Origin of the sequence: Streptomyces niveus, assembly GCF_001723055.1 — a bacterium.
GTDB classification, from domain to species: Bacteria; Actinomycetota; Actinomycetes; order Streptomycetales; family Streptomycetaceae; genus Streptomyces; species Streptomyces niveus.
Window position 1 is genome coordinate 13583 of the sequence record NZ_MDCR01000134.1, and the last position, 23339, is coordinate 36921.

Sequence of the window (23339 nt, forward strand, 5' to 3'; positions counted from 1 at the left end):
CGGAGGCATGACGACACCCGTTGCCAGCAGCGCCTTCGACTCGCTCCGCCTCGACGCCGTGCCCGACCAGGAGGCACTGCGCCGGGCCTACGAACTCCCCAGCGACGCGGCCGTGCGCAAGCAGATGACCGAACTTACCGAGCAGACCCGGCGGTTGATCGGCTGCTCACCGCTGGTCCTGGTCGCCAGCGCGGACGCCAACGGTAACTGCGACGTTTCCCCGCGCGGCGGCCCAGCCGGGTTCGTCGCCGTCCTGGACACACGGACGGTGGCGATACCGGACGCGACCGGCAACAAGCGTCTGGACACTCTGCAGAACGTCATCGCCACCGGACGGGCGGGGCTGCTGTTCCTCATCCCGGGGCGCACCACGACGCTCAGGGTGAACGGCCGGGCCTGCGTCTCGACTCGCCCGGACCTGCTGTCGCAGCTGACCGCCGTGGGCAAGCCGCCGGCCAGTGCGCTGGTGGTGGGGATCGAGGAGGTCTACCCGCACTGCCCCAAGTCGCTCCTGCGCAGCGGGGCCTGGAAGCCGGAGCAGTGGCTGCCGACGGACGCCCAGCCAACCTCGGCCGAAGTGACGCTGGCTCAACTGCGGATGCCGGAGCTGACGATCGCTGACATCGAACAGGCGGAGGCGGATTCGCTGAAGTACCGCTACGAATAGCGGGCCGACTGCTGCTGGACCACCGGACCGCCGGCCCCCAGACCAGCACGTCCCAAGATCAATTGCGGTGCAACCCGCAATTACAACTTCAGCAAGAATTGACATCGATCATCGTGGGTGCGGCGATAGGCGCGGTGTTCTTCAAGGAACGGTTCGGCACGCCGCGCATCGCGGCCGCCGGTCTGATGGTCGTCGGCATCGGGCTGATGCTGCACACGAGTTGAGGATGGGGCCAGGCATGAACAACAGGCGGCGGAAGAAGCTGTCGCGGCGGCTCGTGCTGGCCGCGAGGCTGGGGCGGACGGCTGAGGTCGGCGCGCTGCTGCGGGCCGGGGCGCCGGCGCAGACGTACGACTCCGAGGGGTCGACGCCCCTGTACGCGGCGTCCGTGCACGGCGACGCCGGCTCCGTACGCCTGCTCCTCGCGGCGGGCGCGCTGCCCGACACCGAGAGCGGCGACAGGACGGAGGGCACTCCGCTGTGCGGGGCCGCGTGCTGGGGGCATGCCGACGCCGTACGCGAACTGCTCACGTACGGCGCCGATCCGCGGCTGCGCGAGGACGGCGGCAGCGGGCGCTCACCGCTCGAATGGGCGCGGACCGGGCCGTATCCGGAGACCGTGCGGCTGCTGGAGGAGGCGGGGGGCTAGGGCGTGCCGGCCGAGGCCAGCATGTCGAGCGACACCTGCCACAGCCGCTCGGCCGCCACCGGGTCCAGGGCGTGCGCGGCGACGCCGCCGGAGTCGCCCTCCCGGTGCGGACGCGCCTCCTGGCAGTCCTCGAAGTACCGGCCGCCGATGCCTTCGAGCCCCGGCCAGGCCGCCACCAACACCGAGGTGGCCGCGCCCTGTTGGGGCGTCTTGAACGTGTAGCCGGAGGCGATCGCCTTGCTGAGTTCGTCCTGGCTCATATGGCGGGTGAGGTTCGACAGGACCGCGCCGGGGTGGACGGCGTTGGCGGTGATGCCGTCCTTGGCCCAGCGCCGGTTCGCCTCGACCGCGAAGAGCGCGGTGGCCGTCTTGGACTGGCCGTAGGCGAGCCGGGTGTCGAACGGCCCGTCGTGGAAGCCGATGTCGTCGAAGTTCACCGCCTGCCGCAGATGCCCGACCGAGGTGAGCGAGACGATCCGGGCCCGGTCGGCGGCGGCGAGCGCCGGGTGCAGACCGAGGGCGAGCGCGAAGTGGCCGAGGTGGTTCGTGGCGAACTGGAGCTCCCAGCCCTCCGGTGTCCGCAGCTCGGGGGTGTACATCACCCCGGCGTTGTTGACCAGGATGTGCAGCGGCCCGTCCCAGCCGGCGGTGAACTCCGCGACGGACCCCTGATCGGCGAGGTCGAGCCGCGCGACGCGCACTCGCGGGTTGCCGGTGGTGGTGCCGATGTCCCGGGCGGTGCGCTCACCGGCGTCGATGTCGCGTACGGCCAGGGTGACTTCGGCGCCCGCGCCGGCGAGCGCGCGGGCGGTTTCGACACCGATACCGGAGGAGCCGCCGGACACGACGGCGCGCCGGCCGGTGAGGTCGACACCGGCGACGACCTCGGCCGCGGTGGACTCGGCGCCGAACGGGGTGGTGACGCGGCCGGTGGAGTCGGTGGTCATGGGGGCTGCCTCTCACGGGTGACTCGCGGTCTGCTGGCAGCCTCAACCCAACCACCGGACGTGGGTCGTTCAGGGGAGGCGGAGCCAGCCCGTTTCCCTGGGGCCCCGGCCAGGACCACCCCCCGGTTCATGGCCCTGGCCGGGGACGGGGGCCGGTCAGGCCCCCGGTGGTCCGGGCGGTGGCTCGGAGGGTGGCTTCGGGAGGCGCCAGTACTGGCGTTTGCTCTCGTCGCGGATCGCCAGGCCCAGCCGGTTCAGCTCCTCGCGCAGCGCCCGGACGTCCTCCTTCTTGTCCGTCTTGCGCATCGCGTGCGCGCGGGCGCTCAGCAGGGCGTTCGCGCCCACCGGGAGGCCCGGTGTGTCCGGCACCCAGAGGTGGAAGTCGGCCTTGTGCGGGTCCTCGGCGGCCCAGTCGTAGCCGTGGGCGGTGAAGGCGGCGGCCAGGGCGGCGCGGTCGAGGTCGAAGGGTTCGCGGACCAGTTCCTCGGTGCGGTGGCCGAGCAGGACGAGGAACTTGCCGTCCAGGAAGAGCGGCCCGACGTCCGCCCGGGGCAGCTCGCGGGTCTCGTCGCGGATCGTGAGCGTCAGCCGGGTGTCCGACACCCGTACGGTCAGCGATTCGTGCAGCGCGATGAACCCCACCAGCACCCCGAGCACCACGCCCGCCGTCACGCCCAGGATGGTCAGCCAGGGCTCGGGGATGGAGTTCAGCAGCTTGGCCGGGCCCTTCAGCGGGGCCCAGTCCCACTCCACCAGCCAGTTGGCGAGGAGTTTGGCCAGCCAGCCGACGACCGCTCCGACGGCGGCGAACGCCGGGACGATCCAGGCGGGTTGGGCCAGCACGGTGACCTGCTCGGCCGCCTCCGGGGACTTCGCTCGCTTGCTCATGCGCATGCCACAAAGCTAGGAAGCGGCGGCCGGGGCGGGAATCCGCCGAAGGGATCGGCGGGCGTGACCAAAGTATCGACCTCGCCGAACGGTCCGGTCGCCCCGGCGGGCGCCGTACGGGACCGTCGCGCCTTGACCTCGATCGCACTCCAAGTCCTAGAGTGCCGGGCGTACGCCCCAGCAGACGTCTGACGATTGCCTGACCAGCAAGGGAGCACGACATGCGTTACCGCACTCTCGGCGGCACCGGTATCGAGGTGAGCGCCCACTGCCTCGGCACGATGATGTTCGGCTCCGTCGGCAACAGCGACCACGACGATTCCGTACGCGTCATCCACTCCGCGCTCGACCGGGGGATCAACTTCCTCGACACCGCGGACATGTACTCCGCCGGTGAGTCCGAGGTCATCGTCGGCAAGGCGCTCAAGGGCCGCCGCGACGACGTCGTCCTGGCGACGAAGGTGCACTTCCCGATGGGTGAGGGCCGCAACCGCGGCGGCAACTCGCGGCGCTGGATCGTCAAGGAGGTGGAGGAGAGCCTGAAGCGGCTGGGGACGGAGTGGATCGACCTCTACCAGATCCACCGGCCCGACCACACGACGGACATCGAGGAGACCCTTTCCGCGCTGACCGATCTCGTACGCGACGGCAAGATCCGCGCCTTCGGCTGCTCGACGTTCCCCGCCGAGGAGATCGTGGAGTCGCATGTCGTCGCCGAGCGCCGGGCGCTCCAGCGGTTCCGTACGGAGCAGCCGCCGTACTCGATCCTGGCGCGCGGCATCGAGTCGGCGGTGCTGCCGGTGTGCGAGCGGTACGGGATGGGTGTGCTGACCTGGAGTCCGCTCGCCTCGGGCTTCCTCACCGGCAAGTACCGCAAGGGCGGCGCGATCGACCTGACGACGGGGCGCGCGGCGCTGAGCCCGGCCCGCTTCGATCCGACGCTCCCGGTGAACATCGCCAAGCTGGAGATCGTCGAGCAACTGGCCGAGCTGGCGGCCGGTATCGGCTGCTCGCTGCCGGAGCTGTCGGTGGCCTTCACCCTCGCGCACCCCGCGGTGACGTCGGTCATCATCGGCCCGCGCACGATGGAACAGCTGGACGGGCTGCTGAAGGGCGCCTCGCTCACGCTGGACGACGCGACGCTGGACCGGATCGACGAGATCGTGGCGCCGGGGACGAACGTCTATCACCCGGACGGTGTCTGGAAGCCGCCCGCGCTGCGGGACGCCTCGCTGCGGCGGCGCCCGGTCGGAGACCGCGCCGCGGCGTGAGAGCGGGGAGTGCGGCGCGGTCTCCGACGTCTGTGACCCCTTCTCAGATGCCTTCTCGGAGATGGCTTTTCAGACCGTCGACTTGAGCATGGTGGACGGCGCGAACACGACATCCGTCGGGACGCGCGCCGCCACCATCCGCCGGTAGCGGTCGAGTTGGGACGGGCTGTTCACACACAGCGCGCCGGTGACGAGCTGTCCGTCCGAGTACACGGCGACGAACTCACGCTCGGCGAGCGTCCCGGCGACGACGTGCGGGACACCGGTCGCGAGGCCGACGAACTGGATCTCGGTGCCGTACTGCTCCGAGCGGTGGTACGGCAACGAGTCGAAGGGCATCGCGCACTCGCCGTCCGCCAGCAGCGTGTCGGCGGCGGCCGCGGCCTGTTCGGCCGTGTAGCTCCGCGTCTCGGCGTGGCCGTCGCCCTCGACCCGCATCACCTCGCCGAACAGCGGGTTGAACCAGCGGGCCACGCTGCCGGCCGCGACGACGCGCGAGGCACCCACCGCCGCGCACGTCGCGTCCAGGAGCACGCCGTCCTCGATGTCGAGACCGCTGCCCCGCAGCCATCCGGTACGTGGCGCGGGCCCCGCGGCGATGACGACCACGTCGGCCGGTACGAGAGCGCCGTCGGCCGTCACGACGCCCTCGGGGCGCAGGGAGACGGCGCGGGCACCGGTCGTCATGACCGTGCCGTGGTCGCGGTGCAGACCGGCCAGCACGCGGCCCATGTCCGCGCCGAGCACGCGCTCCAAGGGGGCGGCGCGCGACTCGACGACGGTGACGCCGAGCCCGCGGGCGCGGCAGTACGAGGCGACCTCGCAGCCGGTGAATCCGGCGCCGACGACGGCGACGCGTGGGTTGGCGGCGAGCGCGGCACGCAGGGCGAGGGAGTTCTCGGCGTCCTCTCCGAAGTCGCCCTCGGCGTGGTCGTCGAAGGTACGCAGAGCGAAGACGGCCGGATGGCCGCTCCGCAGTCCGGCGGGCCGGCGGGCCGCGGCGCCGGTGGCGATGACGAGCCCGTCGAAGCCGAGGCTCCGGCCGTCCCGCAGACGCAGCGCACGCCCGGCGTCGTGCGTGAGGTCCAGTGATTCGACCGTCGTGTGCGGCAGTGGTTCGACGTCCGGGCCGGGCGGGGTGCCGCGCCCCGCGTCGACCAGGGTGATCGGGTCGTCGAAGCCCCGGCGGCGAAGCGCTGCTGTCGCGCGCAGCCCGGCGTCGGAGGCACCGACGACGGCTATGTGGCGGAGTGTTCCGTCGGTCCCGCGGTTCGTCATTCCAGGTCCGAGTCCTTCTCGCGAGGCGGTCGTTCGCTCGACGGTGCACCTACCCACGACCTGTCAGAATGCCCTAAATATCCCCATCTCTTACGCATTCCTGACGCGAACCGGACGGCATGGGTGCGCGCCATTGACAGCGCCGCGGAGCATCCATGAACATTAATTCACCAGACGAACATCATGGCCCGTCGCTCGCCTCGCCGGACGGACCCCGACGGGAGACGCTGTTGGCGAGGGCCGGGCGCACCCCGTCCGGCGCGTACCGCTTCGACATCCGCGACATCCGACCCCAGGGCGACGAGGAGACGGTTTTCCTTGACTTCCGCCGACCGGACCACCCCATCGCCAGCGCCGATCTCCCCCGACGCGGGGCTGCTCTCGCCCGGCCGGGCGGGCTCCGCCGCCGAGGCGGCCACCGGTGACACCGCCTTCCTCCGGGCGCTGCTCGACGCCGAGGCGGCGCTGGCGCGCGCGCAGGCGGCGGTCGGGCTGGCGCCGGAGGCGGCGGCCGACGCGATCACCGCGGTGGCCGGGGAGGCGGGGCGGTTCGACGTACGGGACGTGGCGCTGCGGGCGCGCGCCGGGGGCAACCCGGTGGTCCCCCTGGTGGCGGATCTGACGGCGGCGGTGGACGAGCAGGACGCGGACGCGGCGCAGTACGTCCACCGGGGCGCGACCAGCCAGGACATCGTGGACACGGCGATGATGCTGGTCGCCACCCGTACGGTGCCGCTGATCCTGGCGGATCTGGACCGTACGGCGGACGCGCTCGCCGCCCTGGCCACGACCCACCGCGGCACGCCGATGGCGGGGCGCACCCTCACCCAGCACGCGGTCCCGACGACGTTCGGGCTGAAGGCGGCGGGCTGGCTGTCGTCGGTACGCGACGCCCGAAGCCGGCTGGCCGCCGTCCGTCTCCCGGTCCAACTGGGCGGCGCGGCGGGCACGTTGGCGGCTTTCGCGCCGACCGACGACGTGGTGGCCGGCCCGCCGGGCAGCACCTCGACCGCCGCGTCCTGTGAGCCCGTCTACGACCTGACGGGTGCCCTGGACACCACGCTCGACAGCCCTCCCGAGCCCCTGCCCGACTACCCGCCCGCCACCGGCGCCGACCCGAGGCTCGACCCCGAGCCCGAACTCGGCGCCGCCCCGGCGCCCGACGAGCCGGTCTACGACCTGACCGGCGCGGCCCCCAACGGCTCGACGGTGGAAGGGGACCGGCAGGAGGACACGGCCGGTACCGACACCGGGGTGCGGCTCCTCGCCGCGTACGCCGCCCAGCTGCGTCTCGCCGAACCGACGCTGCCGTGGCACACCCTGCGTACCCCCGTCGCCGATCTCGGCTCGGCGCTCGCCTTCACCGCGGGCGCGCTCGGCAAGATCGCCGCCGATGTGCTCGTGCTGGCCCGGACCGAGATCGGGGAGGTCGCCGAGGCGCGCGGCGGCGGCTCGTCCGCGATGCCGCACAAGCGCAACCCGGTGCTGGCCACGCTGATCGGCGCCGCCGCGCGGCAGGCGCCCGCGCTCGCCTCCGTACTGCTGGGGTCACTCGTCGCCGAGGACGAACGCCCCGCCGGACCCTGGCACGCCGAGTGGCAGCCGCTGCGCGAACTGCTGCGGCTGACCGGCGGCGCCGCCCACGACACCGCCGAACTCACCGCCGGCCTGCGGGTCTTCCCCGACCGGATGCGGGACAACCTCGGTCTCACCCAGGGGCTGCTCGTCAGCGAACGGCTCGCGGCGGCGCTGACGGCCGCCGTCGGCCAGGCGCGGGCGAAGCAACTGGTAGCCGCCGCGGCCCGCCTGGCGACCGGCGCGGGCATCCCGCTCGCGCAGGCGCTGACCGAGAGCGACCCGGCGGTCGCCGAGCTGATCGGGGAGGAGCGGATGCGGGCGCTCACCGACCCGGCCGGCTACACGGGGTCCGCCGGGGCGCTCGTGGACCGCGCGCTCGCCGAACACGCCGAACGCCCCGGGGCCAGGGGGGACACGCCGGAGGACCCACCGGACAGCCCACCGGAGGCCCCTCGATGACCGAGACGCCGGACAGGACGACCGAAATGCCCGAGACGACGACGGAGCCGGTCCACATCGGCCTCCCCCACCCCCACTTCCGCCTCGACGGCCCTGCCGACGGCGCGCCGCTGATCCTCGGGCCGTCCCTGGGCACGTCCCTGCGCGTGTGGGAGCCCCAGCTGGCGGCCCTCACCCGCGACCACCGCGTCCTGCGCTGGGACCTGCCCGGCCACGGCGGCTCCCTGCCCGCGTCCGCCCCCGGCGTCTCCGTGGCCGCCCTGGCGAACCAGGTGGTGCGGCTGGCCGACGAACAGGGCTGGGACCGGTTCGCGTACGCGGGGATCTCGCTGGGCGGCGCGGTGGGCCTGGAGTTGGCCGTTCGGCACCCCGGCCGCCTCGTGTCCCTCGCGGTGCTGTGCTCGTCCGCGTACTTCGGCGCCCCCGACACCTGGCGGGAGCGGGCGGCGACGGTCCTCGCCGAGGGCACCGAGTCCTTGGTGGCGGGCCGGCCCGGCGTCTGGTTCGCGCCCGGCTTCGAGCGCACCCCGCTGGGCGCGGCGCTCGTGGACGACCTGCGGGCGGCCGACGACAAGTCGTACGCGGCGTGCTGCTCGGCCGTCGCCGACCACGACCTGCGCGCGGAACTGGCGGCGGTACGGGGGGTCCCCACGCTCGTCGTCGCCGGCCGCGACGACCCGGCGACCCCGCCCTCGCCGCACGCCCGCACGATCGCCGACGGCATCGCGGGCACGAGCCTGGCCGAGATCGCGGGAGCGCGTCATCTGGCGAACGTGGAGCGTCCCGCGCCGGTGCTGGCCGCGCTGCTGGGCCATCTGGAGGCGACCGCGCGGGCGGTCGGGGACGCGGCCAGGCACGGCGCCGGGATGGCGGTACGGCGGGCGGTGCTCGGCGATCAGCACGTGGACCGGGCGGTGGCCCGTACGACGGCGTTCACCGCCCCGTTCCAGGACTTCATCACCCGCTACGCGTGGGGCGAGATCTGGACCCGGCCGGGGCTCGACCGCCGTACCCGCAGCTGCGTCACTCTGACGGCGCTGGTCGCCGGCGGGCACCACGACGAGCTGGCGATGCATGTCAGGGCGGCGGTACGGATCGGGCTGAGCCGCGAGGAGATCCGGGAAGTGCTGCTCCAGTCGGCGGTGTACTGCGGGGTGCCCGCGGCCAACAAGGCGTTCGCGATCGCCGACGACGTGCTGTCGGAGCACCCCTGAGGGTGCGCATCCGAGTCGCATGTCCGGTTCGCCCGACTTAAAGTCAGATCCGGTGAACGGTGGCGTTCCCTGTCCGAGGGCGCGCACCAGTCCGTTCCACCACCCTCACCTATGACTGATTCGCAGCCCCCACCGCCGGACACCACGAAGTCCGCCGACGGCCCCTCCGAAGCCCCCGGGGACAGCGGGGGCAACGGCATCGCGCTGGCCATCATCGCGTCCTGCCAGCTGATGGTGGTCCTCGACATCACCATCGTGAACATCGCGCTCCCGCACATCCAGAGCGCGCTCCACTTCTCGACGCAGAACCTGTCGTGGGTGGTCAACGCCTACACCCTCACCTTCGGCGGTCTGCTGCTGCTCGGCGGCCGTCTCGGCGACATCCTGGGGCGGCGCAGGGTCTTCATGTTCGGCATCGCGCTCTTCGCGCTCGCCTCGCTGCTCTGCGGACTGGCGCAGGAGTCGTGGCAGCTGCTGGCCGCCCGTGCCATCCAGGGCGTCGGCGGCGCCATCGCGTCCCCGACGTCGCTGTCGCTGATCACCACCACGTTCCGTGAAGGGCCCGCGCGCAACCGGGCCTTCGGCGTGTTCGCGGCCGTCTCGGCGGGCGGCAGCGCGATCGGGCTGCTGGCTGGCGGCGTCCTGGTGGAGTGGCTGGACTGGCGGTGGATCTTCTTCGTCAACGTGCCCATCGGGCTGGTGCTGATCCTGCTGACGCCCCGCTTCATCAAGGAGTCCGAGCCGCGCCCCGGCCACTTCGACATCGTGGGCGCGCTCACCGCGACGCTGGGCATGGTGTGTCTGGTCTACGGGTTCATCCGGGCCTCCGAGGAGGGCTGGACCAACGCCCTGACGCTCGGGGCCTTCGCGGCGGCCGTGGTGCTCCTGGCCCTCTTCATCGTCATCGAGCGCAATTCGCGGCAGCCGATCACCCCGCTGTGGATGTTCCGGGACCGCAACCGCGCGGGTGTCTACGGGATGATGCTGAGCCTGGCCGCGGCGCTGTTCGGCATGTTCTTCTTCCTGACGCTCTTCGTGCAGGAGGTCCTGAACTTCAGCCCGCTGCGGGCCGGTCTGGCCTTCCTCCCGGTGAGCGTGATCATCGCCGTCGGTTCGGGCCTCGCCTCGCAGCTGCTGCCGCGCTGGGGTCCGAAACCCTTCATGGTGGCCGGCGCGCTCCTGGCCACGGCGGGTCTCTCCTGGCTGACGCTGACCAACGTGAACAGCACCTATCTGGGCAGCCTGCTGGGGCCGGTGCTGGTCTTCGGTCTCGGTATGGGCTTCCAGTTCGTGTCGCTGACCCTGATGGCGCTGTCGGGTGTCGAGCAGGAGGAGGCCGGCGCGGGTTCCGGCGTCTTCAACGCGACGCAGCAGGTGGGCGGTTCGCTGGGGCTGTCCATCCTGGTGACGGTGTTCGGCACGGCCAGCAAGGACGAGGCGAAGAGCCAGGTCCCGGACTTCCTGGCGCACGCGACCCCGGCCCAGAAGGCGACGTTCCAGAAGACGGGTTCGCTGCCGAAACCGTGGAGCGACGAGGTGCTGGCCCACGGCGTCTCGAACGCGTTCATCGTGGCGGCGGTGTTCGCCGCCGTGTCGGCGGTGATCGCGATCTTCGTGATCCAGGTACGGGCCTCGGACCTGGAACGTCTCCAGGGCGGCATGCCGCCGCCCGCCTGACGCTCCGGGGCCGCGCCCCGTCACCCCGCGGAACTCACCGTTCCGCGGACACCGGCGGGGCCGCCAGCGCGTCGCGCAGCCCCACGTTCGCCGTCAGGATCCCGCCGTCCACCGGCAGCGTCACCCCGGTGATCCACCCGGCGTCCGACGACGCCAGGAACGCCACCGCCGACGCGACGTCGTCCGGCAGCCCCACCCGGCCCGCCGGGTAGTGGGGCGCCGCGCGTTCCAGGTTGGCCTCGCGGCCCCGCCAGGTTTCCGTGTGGATGGTGCCGGGGGCCACGAGGTTGACGCGGACCCCGCGCGGGGCCGCGTGGCCCGACAGGGTGCGGGTCAGGCTCGCGAGGCCCGCCTTCGCGGCGCTGTAGGCGTGGTTGCCGAAGTCCTGCTCGCCGTTGACGGAGCCGATGCTCACGATCGCGCCGCGCCCCGACGCCACCAAGTGCGGCAGTGCCGCCCGCGCGCAGCGGAAGGCGCCGGTCAGGGTCAGATCGAGGTCGCGGGCCCAGTGGTCGTCCGGTTCGTCCTCGAAGAGCGGCGCGTCCGGGGAGCAGGAGTACGCGTTGTTGACCAGGACGTCCAGGGAGCCGAAGCGCTCGACGGCGTACGCCACGGCCGCGTCGACCGACGCGCGGTCGCCCACGTCGCACACCAGCGACGCGGCCCCGTCGATCGACTCGGCCGCCCGCGAGGCCCGTTCACCGTCCACGTCCGTGACCAGCACCCGCGCACCCTCGGCGGCCAGCCGCCGGGCGACGGCCTCGCCGATGCCCCGGCCGGCTCCCGTGATCAGTACACCGTGATTCTCGAATCGCCTCATGTACCGATCATGAAGCCGACCTGACGGCTCGCACCAGGGCCTGTGCGCGGGGATCCGCCGTCACGCCCCTGCGCAGCCCGTTGGTGACGTAACCGAAGGCGATGCCCGACTCGGGATCGGCGAAGCCGAGCGAGCCGCCGCTTCCCGGATGCCCGAACGAGCCGGGGCCCAGCAGGGGCGCTCCCGAGCCGTGCAGCATGAAGCCGAGCCCGAAGCGCGTGCTGACGACCAGCACCCGGTCGGGGCCCGCCGACTCCTCGGTACGGGCGGCGGTCAGCGTCGCGGGGGCGAACAGCCGCTCACCGCCCCGGTAGCCGCGCCCGGGACCGTCCACCGGGCCGATCATCGCCGCGTAACAGCGCGCCAGCGCCCGCGCGGTGGAGATACCGCCGCTCGCCGGGAGTTCGGCGGCGTGGTACTCGGCGCTGTTCTCGTCCGGCCGCGGATCGATCACGTCGAACGCCCGCCGGGTGAGCGACTCGGGGTCCTTGTACGCCTGGGCGACCGACCGCTTCGCGCGCAGCCGCAGTCCTCCACCCGCCTCGACCGGCTCCTGGATCCTGCCGGTACGGCCCACCCGGTGCGCCTCGTCGGCGGGCAGCCCGATCCAGAAGTCCAGGCCGAGCGGCCGGGCGATCTCGTCGGCGATCCACCGGCCGACGGACCGCCCGGTGACGCGCTTGACCAGCTCGGCCAGCAGCCAGCCGTAGGTGTGCGGGTGGTAGCCGTGGTCGGTGCCCGGCTCCCACACGGGCCGCTGCGCGGCGAGCGCGCGGGCGCCCGACTCGCCGTCGAGCGCCTCGGCGGGGCTGAGCGGCCGGTCGAGCACGGGCAGGCCCGCGCGGTGCGACAACAGGTGCCGTACGAGCACCCGTTCCTTGCCCGCCGCCTTGAACTCCGGCCAGTACGTGCCGACCGGCGCGTCCAGGTCGATGCGCCCGCGCTGGTGCAGCAGGAGCGGTACGGCGGCGGCGACGCCCTTCGTCGCCGAGTGGACGACCTGCGCGGTGTCCACGGCCCACGGCTCCGCGCCGTCGAAGTCACGCGTACCGGCCCACAGGTCGACGACCTTGTGCCCGTGCCGGTAGACGGCGACGGCCGCGCCCCGCTCACCGCGCTCCTGGAAGTTCCGTACGAAGGCGTCCTTGACGGGTTCGAAGCCCGCGGCCACCGTGCCCTGGACGTCAGCGACGCCTACCATCCCGCTCATCCCTCCATGGTGCACGCATCACGGTGCCGACCGAGCCACCGGGATCAGGGCCGGCCGACGGCATCCTCGTCACGGACCGCGCCACCGTCAGCGGCAGCGGTACGGGCGGCGTCCTCGTCCCGCACCCGCCGGCGTTCCGCCCGCTGCCGCGCCGCCTTCACCGCGCCGCGCAGCGCGAAGGCACTCCAGAGTGCCGCGACCGCCACACAGGCCGCGCCCATCGCCGCGAGCACGGGCAACTCCGGCCGCCAGCCCAGCGAGAGCCGGGTGCCGACGAGGAGCAGCACCGCGGCGATCTGCCCCGGAATGTAGACGAGGACCCTGGCCGCGGTGGCCCGCAGAACGCCCGCCGTCAGCAGGCCGATCACGGCCCAGGCGACCAGATACTCCCCGAACGGTCCCGGTGCGACGGCCGGCAGGCCGAACTCCGACTCGCCGATGGAGGACGACGCCCCGGCCCAGCCCAGGCCCACACCGAAGGCGGTCACACCCACCGTCCACAACGTGTGGCGCCACCACGGGCCCGGCCGCACGTCGTTGTTGTCTTCCACGTCGTCGATGTCGAAGAGATCTTCAAACGTCATCACGCCCCGTAGGACGCGAGCGGCGGCCCCGGCCTCTCCTCGGGGGCGGCTTCGTGACCGAATCGACACATCACCGGCCGCGGGGGACGGGGACCGCCGAGGGGTCGAAACCGAACGGCAGCTCCAGCCGGTGCGCGCCCAACAACTCGGCGTCGCCCAGCAGTTCACGCGTCGGCCCGTCGGCCGCGATGACGCCCTCGCTGAGGATCACGGCGCGCGGGCACAGCTCCATCGCGTAGGGCAGGTCGTGCGTGACCATCAGGACGGTGACGTCCAACGCCCGCAGGATGTCGGCGAGTTCACGGCGCGAGGCCGGATCGAGGTTGGACGAGGGCTCGTCGAGCACGAGGATCTCGGGCTCCATCGCCAGGACCGTCGCGACGGCGACCCGGCGGCGCTGCCCGAACGACAGATGGTGCGGCGGCCGGTCCGCGTACTCGGCCATGCCGACCTGGGTGAGCGCGGCGACGACCCTGGCCTCCAGCTCCGCGCCGCGCAGCCCGGCCGTCGCGGGCCCGAAGGCCACGTCCTCGCGCACCGTGGGCATGAACAGCTGGTCGTCCGGGTCCTGGAAGACGATCCCGACCCGTCGGCGTATCTCCGCCAGGTGCTGCTTCGCGACGGGCAGCCCGGCGACGGTGACGGACCCGGCGCCCGCCGTGTGGATGCCGTTGAGGTGCAGGACGAGGGTGGTCTTGCCCGCGCCGTTGGGCCCGAGCAGCGCGACCCGCTCGCCGCGCGCGACGGTCAGGTCCACACCGAACAGCGCCTGGTGGCCGTCGGGGTACGCGTACGCGAGCCCGCGCACCTCCAGCGAGGGCGGCGGCTGTTTCCGGGGCTGCGTGCTCATAGGGTCCAGCCAAGCAGACAGACGGCGAGCGCCGTCAGGGGGAGTGCGGCGGCGGCCGTCCACTGCGCGCGGGACGCCGTCAGCTGGTCGATGACGGGCATCGTGCCGGTGTAGCCGCGGCTCATCATCGCCAGATGCACCCGCTCCCCGCGTTCGTAGGAGCGGATGAAGAGGGCGCCGGCGGATTTGCCGAGCACCCCCCAGTGCCGTACGCCGCGCGCCTCGAAGCCGCGCGAGCGGCGGGCGATCGACATCCGCCGCAGCTCGTCGGTGATCACGTCGCCGTAGCGGATCATGAAGGACGCGATCTGCACGAGCATCGGCGGGAGTCTGAGCCGCTCAAGTCCCAGCAGCAGCGCGCGCAGTTCGGTGGTGGAGGCCAGGAGTACGGAGGCGGCGACCCCGAGCGTGCCTTTGGCCAGCACGTTCCAGGCGCCCCACAGGCCGGGGACGCTCAGTGAGATACCGAGGAAGTGGACCTGGTCGCCGGGCACCACGAACGGCATGAGGACGGCGAAGGCCACGAACGGCACCTCGATCAGCATCCGGCGCAGCAGGAACCCGGCCGGGACGCGGGCGACCGCGGCGACCCCGGCGAGCAGCGCCGCGTACAGGCCGAACGCCCACACGGCCTCGCGCGGGGTGGCGACCACGACGAGCACGAAGCACAGGACGGCCGCGAGCTTGCAGTGCGGGGGCAGCGCGTGGACGGGTGAGTGGCCGTGCCGGTAGAGCTTGTGGGCGTGGCCCGCGCCCATGTCAGCTCCGTCCGTCGGCGACCGGCGCGTTCGCGGGCGTACGGCGCCGGTGGACCACGTAGAAGATCCCGCTGCCCACGACGACCGTGGCGCCGACGCCGATCATGCCCGCGAGGCCGCCCGAGAGCCGGGTGTTGGAGATGTCCTTGACGCCGTAGTCGGCGAGCGGCGAGCCGGCGGCGGCGTGCTCCTCGACCTTCCTGTCGATGCCCTTGTCCGCGGCGACCTTCTCCAGCCCGTCGGGACTGGCGGAGGCGTAGAAGGAGACGACTCCGGCGAGCAGCAGGGCCGTGCCGAGACCGGCGGCGAGCAGCCCGCGCGGCGAGCGGGAGGTGGCCGCCGCGACCGGGGCCGGGGCGGGGGCGTCGACCAGTTCACCGCCCACCCGCAGCTTGAGGGGCGCGGCGAGCCCGCGCGCCCCGTGGACCAGGTCGGGCCGTACGGCGATGACGGCGCCGACCGTCAGCGCGGTGATCGCGGCCTCGCCGATGCCGATGAGCACATGCACGCCGACCATCGCGGTGAGCACCTTGCCGACCGGGATGTGCGTGGTCCCGCCGATCGCGTAGAGGAGGGTGAAGGCTGCGGCGGCGGCGGGCACGGACACCAGCGCGGCGGCGAACGCGGACACGGTCACCGAGCGGCGCCCCCGGGGCAGGATCCGGAGCAGGCCGCGGAAGATCCCGTACGAGACGATCACCGTCACGACGCCCATGACCGTGATGTTGACGCCGAGCGCGGTGAGCCCGCCGTCGGCGAAGAGGATGCCCTGCATGAGCAGCACGACGGCGATGCACAGGACCCCGGTGCAGGGGCCGACGAGTATCGCCGCGAGCGCCCCGCCGAGCAGATGGCCGCTGGTGCCGGCGGCGACGGGGAAGTTCAGCATCTGTACGGCGAAGACGAAGGCGGCGACGAGGCCCGCGAGGGGCGCGGTGCGCTCGGCTCCGTGGCCTTCGGCGAGGGGCCCGGAGCCCAGTTCGCGGCGGGCGCCGCGCAGGCTGACGGCCACGGCGCCCGCGGCGACGACGCCGGCGGCGGCCGACACCGGCAGGTTGATCATTCCGTCGGGGACATGCATGGGCGGGCTCCGCTTCCGGGCAGGCTGTGGTGATGAACCGCTCGAAGTGAACCGGTTCGAATAGATAGTCCTCTCTTGCGAACGAGTTGCAAGAGCGCCTGCCATGCGAACCGGTGTACGGGCCCCGAACGGCACGGAAAGTTTGAGATTCCCGGGACACTCGGCGTTAATTAACGGACAAAAGGTATGTTGTGATGTAAAGCGCAACAAAGGAGCGAGCGATGGCAGCCGTCGTCGAGCAGCCCGCCAAGGTCCGTCTCATCACGGACGCCCCCCAGCCCGGGTGCCTGTCGGTCACCCTGCGCTACGACAGCGCTGACCCGCTCGCCGTCCGTGTCGCCTTCCCCGCCGAGGTGTCGCGGGACGCCGGCGAGGTGGTGTGGGCCTTCGCCCGCGAGCTGCTCGAAGCTGGCCTGCTCGCGCCGTCCGGTGACGGAGACGTACGGATCTGGCCCTGCGGCCGCGCCCAGACGATGCTTGAGTTCCACTCGGCGGACGGCGTGGCGCTGACCCAGTTCGACACCGCCGTACTGCGCCGCTTCCTGCGGCTGACACACCAGACGGTCCCGGCCGGCGAGGAGCGCTACCCACTGCGCGCCAAACGCGGCCTGGACCGTCTGCTGCACAACACCTAGGGCTCAGCCCCGGGCCGGATCAGGTCGGATCAGGTCAGGTCAGACCCGTACCAGCTCCTTCTCCGAGCCCGGACCGGAGTCCGGCCCCTGCCCGGCCCCGTCCGACTCCTTCTCCAGCATCTTCCGCAGCTGCTCGCCCTCCACGTCGACGTTCGGCAGCAGCCGGTCCAGCCAGCGCGGCAGCCACCACGCCCTGTTGCCGAGCAGCGCGAGGACCGCCGGCACGATGGCCATCCGGACCACGAACGCATCGAAGAAGACCGCGATGGCCAGCGAGAAGCCGATCATCTTGACCATGGACTCGCTGGAGCCGATGAAGCCCGCGAAGACCGCCATCATGATCACCGCGGCGGCGGTGACGACCCGCGTCCCGTGCCGGAAGCCGGTGACGATCGCCTGTCCGGGCCGCTCCCCGTGGACGTACGCCTCACGCATCCGCGTGACCAGGAAGACCTCGTAGTCCATGGCGAGACCGAAGACCACGCCCACCATGAAGATCGGCATCATCGACATGATCGGACCGGTCTGCTCGACGCCGAACAGGCTCCCGAGCCAGCCCCATTGGAACACCGCGACCACCGCGCCGAGCGCGGCGACGACCGACAGCAGGAACCCGAGGGCCGCCTTGAGCGGGACGAGGACCGACCGGAAGACGAGCATCAGCAGCAGGAACGCCAGACCCACGACGAGCGCGAGGTAGGGCAGCAGCGCGTTGTTCATCTTCTCGGAGAAGTCGGTGTTCATCGCGGTGGCGCCGGTGACCAGGACCTTCGCCTCGCTGTCCCCGGCGATCTCGCCGCCCGCGTCACGGATGGCGTGGACCAGGTTCTCGGTCTCCACCGAGGAGGGACGGTCCTTCGGGACGACGGTGATCGTCGCCGTGTCGCCCGCCTTGTTGTACGTGGCGGGGGTGACCGCCGCGACGCCCTTCATGTCCTTCACCGCGTCGGTGACCTGGCGGGCGGTCTGCTTGGCGTTGTCGTCGCCCTTGCCGTCCACGACGACCATCAGCGGGCCGTTGAAACCGGGCCCGAACCCGTCCGAGAGCAGGTCGTACGCCTTGCGCTGCGTGGTGCTCGTCGGCTGCGAACCGTCGTCGGGCAGCCCCATCTCCAGGGAGCTCGCCGGGACGGCGATGACGCCGAGACCGACGACCGCGGTGACGAGTACGGCGACGGGCCGGCGCAGTACGAAGCGCGCCCAGCGCGTGCCCATGTTGGGCTTGCCGTCGGCGATCCTGCCGTCCGCGGACGCGGCCCGCTCGCGGGCGTGCCGCTCGCGCACCTTCTTGCCGTGCACCCGCTTGCCCGCGAAGCCCAGCACGGCCGGGACGAGGGTGAGCGCGACAAGGACGGCGATCACGACCGTACCGGCAGCGGCGGCGCCCATCTTGGTGAGCATCGGGATGTTCACGACGGCCAGCCCGACGAGCGCGATGACGACGGTCAGGCCCGCGAAGACCACGGCGGACCCCGCCGTTCCGGCCGCCCGCCCGGCGGCCTCCTCGGGTTCCCGCCCCTCCGCCAGCTCCGCCCGGTAGCGGGAGACGATGAACAGGGCGTAGTCGATGCCGACGGCGAGGCCGATCATCATCGCGAGGATGCTGGTGGTGGAGCCGAGATCCATCACGCTCGCCAGCGCGGTGATGGTGGAGACGCCGATTCCCACGCCGATGAGGGCCGTGAGCAGCGGCAGTCCCGCCGCGATCAGCGAACCGAAGGTGATGACGAGCACGATCGCGGCCACGGCGATGCCGATGATCTCGGTGGCCCCCGTCTCCGGCGCCGCCTGGAGCGCGTCACCGCCGATCTCGACGGTCAGCCCGGCGCCCCGCGCGTCGTGCCCCGTCTCCTCCAGCGCCGTACGGGTGTCCTCCGTCAGCTCCATCGAACTGACCTTGTAGGTGACCGAGACGTACGCCGTCGAACCGTCCTTCGACACGGCCTTGGCCGTGTACGGGTCGGTGACGCTCGCGACCTGGTCGGAGCCGGCCGGCAGCTCGTCGACGATCTTCTCGACCTCGGCCTTGTGGGCGGCGGAGGTCATCTTCTCGCCCTCGGGCGCCTTGAAGACGACCCGTGCGGTGGCCCCGTCGGCGCTGCCGCCGGGGAAGCGCTCTTCGAGCAGGTCGAAGGCCTTCTGGGCCTCCGTACCGGGAATGGAGAAGGAGCTGGATGTCGCGGTGGACGCGGATGCCGCGCCGACGCCCGCGAGGGCGAGCAGCGCCACCCATACGAAGGCGACGAGATTTCGTCGTCGGAAGGCGAACCGTCCGAGCTTGTAGAGAAACGTGGCCACGAGGCGTACTCCCGGTCTGGGGGTGGGTCGGGGGTGTCTTGTCGATCAGGCCGGATCAGGGAGCGGGGTCTGGAGCGTGCGTACCAGGGACCGCGAACCCGGCCTGATCGGCAAGACACCCCCAAGGGCATGGGGAGCCGACCGACGGCGCGAGAGCGACACGCGTCAGGTGTTGGTGCCGTGAGGGCACCGGGTACTGCCGGTACTGCTGGGGAGCCCCGGAGGTGGGCGAGCGGCCCAGGGAGGCTGGCAGCGAGGCTGCCGGGAGATCAGACGCCGAGAGCGGGGAGAAGCACGGCGTCGATGTAATCGCGGAGGAAGGCCTGGTCCACCGGCCGGTCCTCGACGAGCTGCCGGGCGACGAAGGCGCCGACCAGCATGTGGGTGACGTATTTCAGCGCGGGCTGGTCCGCGCTGATCTCACCCCGTTCCACGGCACGGTGCACGAAGAGGCCGAGTCCGTTGAGCTCGGGCTCGATCAGCAGGTCGCGCAGCGCCTGGAAGAGATCGGGGTTGTCGTGGACGGCATGGAACAGGCCCCGCATCAGCGCGGCGTCCCGCTCCATCTGGCAGTCGTCGGCCATCGAGACCATGGCGAGGAAGTCCCCGCGCAGCGAACCGGTGTCGATCCGGGCGACATCGGCCGGCTTGTTGTGGCGCAGGGCCCGTGCGACCAGCTCCGGCTTGCTCCCCCACTGGCGGTAGAGGGTGGCCTTGCTGGAGTGGGTGCGGGCGGCGACGGCGTCCATGGTGAGGGCGTCGTAGCCGACCTCGCGCAACAGGTCGAGCGTGGTGCCGTACAACTCGCTCTCGCGCTCCGGCGTGAGTCTGGTGCGTGCCACGGTCGACCTCCCGTCGAGGTGTCGATAAGCCAAACGAAACGGTTTCGTACAGTACGAAGATAACCCCACCCTCATCGAAACGGCAACGTTTCGCTTGTGGGCTCCACCACACCCTGACGACCCGCCCCGGGCGCCCTCCGCACACCTGACGAGTACCTGCCGAACACATCCGGCCACCGTGGCCGCTTCCACGAGTTGCCGCGCCTCTCCCGCACGGAAAGCATTGGGGGGTGAGTGACGACGTCGCGTATCTCCGCTATCCGCATCTGCACGACGACTTGCTGTGCTTCGCCGCCGAGGACGACCTCTGGGTCGCCCCCCTCTCGTCGGCCAAGCACCGCCCGGACCGTGCGTGGCGGGTGACCGTCGACCGCACGCGGGTGGGTCATCCGCGGTTCTCGCCCGACGGCTCCCAGATCGCCTACACGAGCTGGCGCAGCCTGGATCCGGAGATCCACCTGGCGCCGGTGGCGGGCGGCCCGGCCCGGCGGCTGAGCTACTGGGGATCGACCGACACCCGCGTCTGCGGCTGGACCCCGCCGGACAAGGACGGCTCGGCGCAGATCCTCGCCGTCTCCTCGCACGGCCAGCCCTTCTCGTACTACTCCTGGGCCTACAGCGTCCCCACCGACGGCTCCCCCGGCGGCAAACTCCCCTGGGGCCCGGTCGCCGACATCGCGATCGCCGACGTCGACGGCGAGCGGCGCAGCCTGCTGCTCACCGGCAAGCCGCCGCACGAACCGGCCGCCTGGAAGCGGTACCGGGGCGGCGCCACGGGGCGGCTGTGGCTGCACGGCGAGCGGCTGCTGGCGGATCTGCCCGGTCATCTCGACTGCCCGATGTTCGTGGCCGGGCGCATCGCGTTCCTCTCCGACCACGAGGGCGTCGGCAATCTCTACTCGACGCTCCCCGACGGCACCGATCTGCGCCGGCACACCGACCACGACGCGTTCTACGCCCGCCACGCGTCGTCCGACGGGCAGCGCGTGGTCTACCAGTGCGCGGGTGATCTGTGGCTGGTGGACTCGCTGGCGCCGGACGCGGTGCCGCGCAAGCTGTCGGTACGGCTCGGTGGCCCGCGCGCCGGCCGGCGCACCTACCAGGTCCCGGCCGCCCACCACGTCGACGCGATCTCGGTGGACACCACGGGCCGGGCGAGCGCCATCTCCGTACGCGGCAGCCTGTACTGGCTCACCCACCGCGACGGCCCGGCCCGCACGATCACCGACACCCCGGGCGTACGGGTCCGGCTCCCGGAGATGCTGGGCAGCGGCGGCAAGGTCGCGTACGTCACGGACGCGGACGGCGAGGACGCGGTCGAGATCGCCTATCTGCCGCGCGCGAGCGGCGACCGGCCGCCGGTGCGGCTCGCCTCCGGGCGGCTTGGGCGCGTCCACGAACTGATCGCGGACCCGGACGGCGAACGGCTGGCGCTGAGCACGCACGACGGAAGGCTGCTGATACTGACGGTTCCTGACGACGCGTCAGAGGCGACGCCGACCGAGGAGACCGCCGAGCCCGTCGCCGCGGAGGTCACCGAGGACCTCACCGAACTGATCCGTTCCGTCAACGGCCCCGTCACCGACCTCGCGTTCTCCCCCGACGGCGACTGGATCGCCTGGTCCCACCCGGGCGTCGGCCGCTCGCTGCGCCAGATCAAGATGGCGCGGATCGCGGACCGTACGATCGTCGACGTCACCAACGGCCGCTTCGAGGACGAGAATCCGGTGTTCACCCGGGACGGCCGATATCTCGCCTTTCTCTCCTGGCGCGGCTTCGACCCGGTGTACGACGTGCACACCGGCGACCTCTCCTTCCCGCTGGGCTGCCGCCCCTACCTCGTACCGCTGTCGTCGGCGACGCCCTCGCCGTTCGCGCTCCTGCCCGACGGCCGCCCGGCCGCGGGCGGTCTCGACCCGCTGCCGGCCGCCCCGTCCGACGGCACGGCCCTGGCCGAGGGGACGGTCACGGTCGAGGTCGAAGGACTCGCCAGCCGCGTCACACCCTTCCCGGTGTCGGCGTCCAAGTACTCGGCCCTGCAACCCGTCAGCGGCGGCGGTCTGGTCTGGCTGCGCTGGCCGATCTCCGGGGCGCTCGGTGAGACGTTCGCCAACCCGGCCGACACCTCGGGCCGTCCCACGCTCGAACACTTCGACATCACCAAGGCGCGCAAGAGCGAACTCGTGGACCACCTCGACTGGTTCGCGCTCAGCCGGGACGGCACCCGGCTCGTGGTCGTGGACGACGACGAGCTGCGCGCCGTCCCCGCCACCGAGTCCGGCGACGGCGACTCGACCGTCCAGCTCGATCTGCGCCGCGTGCTGCACGAGGTCGACCCCGCCGCCGAGTGGCGCCAGGCGTACGCGGAGGCCGGCCGCATCATCCGCTCCTACTTCTGGGAACCGGACATGTGCGGCATCGACTGGGACGCGGTGCTCGACCAGTACCGCCCGCTGGTCGAACGCGTCGCGTCCCCGGACGAGTTCGCCGATCTGCTGCGCGAGGCACTCGGCGAACTCGGCACCTCACACGCGTACGTCACCCCCGCCCGCCGCAACGAGGGGCCGCCGCACTACCAGCGCGCCATGGGCCTGCTCGGCGCCAACCTCGTGTGCCGGGACGGCGAATGGCTGGTGAAGCGGATCCTGCCGGGCGAGTCGTCCGACTCCAAGGCCCGCTCCCCGCTGGCCGGTACGGGCATCCGCGAGGGCGCCGTCCTCACCCATGTCGACGGCCGGCCCGTCGACCCGGTGGCCGGCCCCTACCCGCTGCTGTCCGCCGCCGGCGGTACGACGGTCGAGCTGACCTTCCGTCCCGCCGAGGACCTGTCGCCCGCCAACGGCGGTGTCCGGCACGGCGGTTCACGCCGGGTGGCGGTCGTCCCGCTCATCGACGAACGGCCACTGCGCTACCAGGACTGGGTCGCCAAACGCCGCGAGGTCGTCCGCGAGATGAGCGGCGGCAAGTGCGGCTATCTGCACATCCCCGACATGGGCGGCTCGGGCTGGGCGCAGTTCAACCGCGATCTGCGCCTGGAGGTGTCCAGGCCCGCGCTGATCGTGGACGTACGGGGCAACGCGGGCGGCCACATCAGCGAACTGGTCGTGGAGAAGCTGACCCGGCGCATCCTCGGCTGGGACCTGACGCGCAACGCCCAGGCGGTCAGTTACGCCTCCAACGCGCCGCGCGGCCCGGTCGTCGCGATCGCGGACGAGGCCACCTCGTCCGACGGCGACATGATCACGGCCGCGTTCCGGCTGCTGAAGCTGGGCCCGGTGGTCGGTCAGCGCACCTGGGGCGGCGTGGTCGGCATGACCGGCCGGCACCGGCTGGGTGACGGCAGCGTGATCACGGTGCCGATGAACGCGGCCTGGTTCGACGCCTACGGCTGGTCGGTCGAGAACCACGGCGTGGAGCCGGACATCGAGGCGCTGCGCACCCCGCTCGACTGGGCGGAGGGCCGGCACGCGCAGCTCGACGACGCGGTGTGGGTGGCGCTGGAGCTGCTGGCGAAGCAGCCGGCGGCGACCCCGCCGGGCTACGGCGACGTCCCGGACCGCCGCCGTCCGCCACTGCCGCCGCGGAGCTGAACCGGCGCCGTGCGAAGGGGCGCACCCGGCGCGACAGGCACCG

At 72.3% G+C, this 23339-nt stretch carries 19 protein-coding genes and 1 pseudogene; 9 read left to right on the top strand and 11 right to left on the bottom strand.

Annotated elements, in window-relative coordinates; translation table 11 throughout:
- Window positions 1-7 precede the first annotated feature (7 nt).
- From BHU15_RS17030 to BHU15_RS17035, 3 genes and pseudogenes are all read left to right on the top strand, one after another.
- On the top strand, window positions 8-667 hold the full coding sequence (locus BHU15_RS17030) for an MSMEG_1061 family FMN-dependent PPOX-type flavoprotein (RefSeq protein ID WP_069627970.1): 660 nt from the start codon (window positions 8-10) through the stop codon (window positions 665-667).
- Between the two features lie 101 nt (window positions 668-768).
- A pseudogene (locus tag BHU15_RS41365) lies at window positions 769-891 on the top strand (EamA family transporter); the annotation flags it as partial.
- A 14-nt stretch (window positions 892-905) separates the two neighbouring features.
- Window positions 906-1316, top strand: coding sequence for an ankyrin repeat domain-containing protein (locus tag BHU15_RS17035; protein ID WP_069627971.1), 411 nt, complete (start codon window positions 906-908; stop codon window positions 1314-1316).
- On the opposite strand, the gene BHU15_RS17040 is transcribed toward BHU15_RS17035, so the two are convergent.
- Window positions 1313-2263 (bottom strand): SDR family NAD(P)-dependent oxidoreductase, encoded by a 951-nt coding sequence (locus tag BHU15_RS17040; protein WP_069627972.1) that lies wholly within the window; start codon window positions 2261-2263, stop codon window positions 1313-1315. The genes BHU15_RS17035 and BHU15_RS17040 overlap by 4 nt on opposite strands.
- 156 nt (window positions 2264-2419) lie before the next feature.
- The gene (locus BHU15_RS17045) at window positions 2420-3151 is read right to left on the bottom strand and encodes a YqeB family protein (protein ID WP_069627994.1); all 732 of its coding nucleotides are present in this window, start codon (window positions 3149-3151) and stop codon (window positions 2420-2422) included.
- A 221-nt stretch (window positions 3152-3372) separates the two neighbouring features.
- On the opposite strand from BHU15_RS17045, the gene BHU15_RS17050 reads away from it, so the two are divergent.
- Window positions 3373-4422 carry an aldo/keto reductase gene (locus BHU15_RS17050; RefSeq protein ID WP_069627973.1) on the top strand — a complete coding sequence of 350 codons (1050 nt, stop codon included), beginning with the start codon at window positions 3373-3375 and terminating at the stop codon, window positions 4420-4422.
- A 69-nt stretch (window positions 4423-4491) separates the two neighbouring features.
- On the opposite strand, the gene BHU15_RS17055 is transcribed toward BHU15_RS17050, so the two are convergent.
- The gene (locus BHU15_RS17055; RefSeq protein ID WP_069627974.1) at window positions 4492-5700 is read right to left on the bottom strand and encodes an NAD(P)/FAD-dependent oxidoreductase; all 1209 of its coding nucleotides are present in this window, start codon (window positions 5698-5700) and stop codon (window positions 4492-4494) included.
- A 318-nt stretch (window positions 5701-6018) separates the two neighbouring features.
- On the opposite strand from BHU15_RS17055, the gene BHU15_RS17060 reads away from it, so the two are divergent.
- The 3 genes from BHU15_RS17060 to BHU15_RS17070 all read left to right on the top strand — a co-directional run bounded on the left by BHU15_RS17060 (window position 6019) and on the right by BHU15_RS17070 (window position 10628).
- Complete coding sequence (locus tag BHU15_RS17060) at window positions 6019-7737, top strand: lyase family protein (RefSeq protein WP_255293133.1); 1719 nt, start codon at window positions 6019-6021, stop codon at window positions 7735-7737.
- Window positions 7738-7763: 26 nt separating this feature from the next.
- Window positions 7764-8951, top strand: coding sequence for a bifunctional 3-oxoadipate enol-lactonase/4-carboxymuconolactone decarboxylase PcaDC (gene pcaDC / locus BHU15_RS17065; protein ID WP_069627996.1), 1188 nt, complete (start codon window positions 7764-7766; stop codon window positions 8949-8951).
- Window positions 8952-9062: 111 nt separating this feature from the next.
- Window positions 9063-10628 carry an MFS transporter gene (locus BHU15_RS17070; protein WP_069627975.1) on the top strand — a complete coding sequence of 522 codons (1566 nt, stop codon included), beginning with the start codon at window positions 9063-9065 and terminating at the stop codon, window positions 10626-10628.
- 34 nt (window positions 10629-10662) lie between these two features.
- Here BHU15_RS17070 and BHU15_RS17075 read toward each other — a convergent pair whose 3' ends face one another.
- From BHU15_RS17075 to BHU15_RS17100, 6 genes are all read right to left on the bottom strand, one after another.
- On the bottom strand, window positions 10663-11448 hold the full coding sequence (locus BHU15_RS17075; protein WP_069627976.1) for an SDR family NAD(P)-dependent oxidoreductase: 786 nt from the start codon (window positions 11446-11448) through the stop codon (window positions 10663-10665).
- 7 nt (window positions 11449-11455) lie between these two features.
- Window positions 11456-12658 carry a serine hydrolase domain-containing protein gene (locus BHU15_RS17080; RefSeq protein WP_069627977.1) on the bottom strand — a complete coding sequence of 401 codons (1203 nt, stop codon included), beginning with the start codon at window positions 12656-12658 and terminating at the stop codon, window positions 11456-11458.
- Between the two features lie 44 nt (window positions 12659-12702).
- Window positions 12703-13242: a hypothetical protein gene (locus BHU15_RS17085; RefSeq protein ID WP_247748456.1), complete on the bottom strand. Its 540-nt coding sequence runs from the start codon at window positions 13240-13242 to the stop codon at window positions 12703-12705.
- A gap of 70 nt (window positions 13243-13312) precedes the next feature.
- Window positions 13313-14092 carry an energy-coupling factor ABC transporter ATP-binding protein gene (locus BHU15_RS17090; protein WP_023541099.1) on the bottom strand — a complete coding sequence of 260 codons (780 nt, stop codon included), beginning with the start codon at window positions 14090-14092 and terminating at the stop codon, window positions 13313-13315.
- Window positions 14089-14850, bottom strand: a complete 762-nt coding sequence (gene cbiQ, locus BHU15_RS17095; RefSeq protein WP_069627979.1) for a cobalt ECF transporter T component CbiQ — start codon at window positions 14848-14850, stop codon at window positions 14089-14091. The genes BHU15_RS17090 and cbiQ overlap by 4 nt, the downstream gene beginning before the upstream one ends.
- Window position 14851: 1 nt before the next feature.
- A complete protein-coding gene (locus BHU15_RS17100; RefSeq protein WP_069627980.1) occupies window positions 14852-15931 on the bottom strand; it encodes an energy-coupling factor ABC transporter permease in 1080 nt (359 codons plus the stop codon).
- 221 nt (window positions 15932-16152) lie between these two features.
- Here BHU15_RS17100 and BHU15_RS17105 point away from each other — a divergent pair, with 221 nt between their 5' ends.
- A complete protein-coding gene (locus BHU15_RS17105) occupies window positions 16153-16566 on the top strand; it encodes an SsgA family sporulation/cell division regulator (protein WP_069627981.1) in 414 nt (137 codons plus the stop codon).
- 39 nt (window positions 16567-16605) lie between these two features.
- Here BHU15_RS17105 and BHU15_RS17110 read toward each other — a convergent pair whose 3' ends face one another.
- Together BHU15_RS17110 and BHU15_RS17115 are read right to left on the bottom strand one after the other, a co-directional pair.
- Window positions 16606-18864 carry an MMPL family transporter gene (locus BHU15_RS17110; protein WP_069627982.1) on the bottom strand — a complete coding sequence of 753 codons (2259 nt, stop codon included), beginning with the start codon at window positions 18862-18864 and terminating at the stop codon, window positions 16606-16608.
- A gap of 269 nt (window positions 18865-19133) precedes the next feature.
- The gene (locus tag BHU15_RS17115; protein WP_069627983.1) at window positions 19134-19706 is read right to left on the bottom strand and encodes a TetR/AcrR family transcriptional regulator; all 573 of its coding nucleotides are present in this window, start codon (window positions 19704-19706) and stop codon (window positions 19134-19136) included.
- 230 nt (window positions 19707-19936) lie between these two features.
- Between BHU15_RS17115 and BHU15_RS17120 the strand changes: the two genes are divergently transcribed.
- Window positions 19937-23296 carry a S41 family peptidase gene (locus BHU15_RS17120; RefSeq protein WP_069627984.1) on the top strand — a complete coding sequence of 1120 codons (3360 nt, stop codon included), beginning with the start codon at window positions 19937-19939 and terminating at the stop codon, window positions 23294-23296.
- Window positions 23297-23339: the final 43 nt, after the last annotated feature.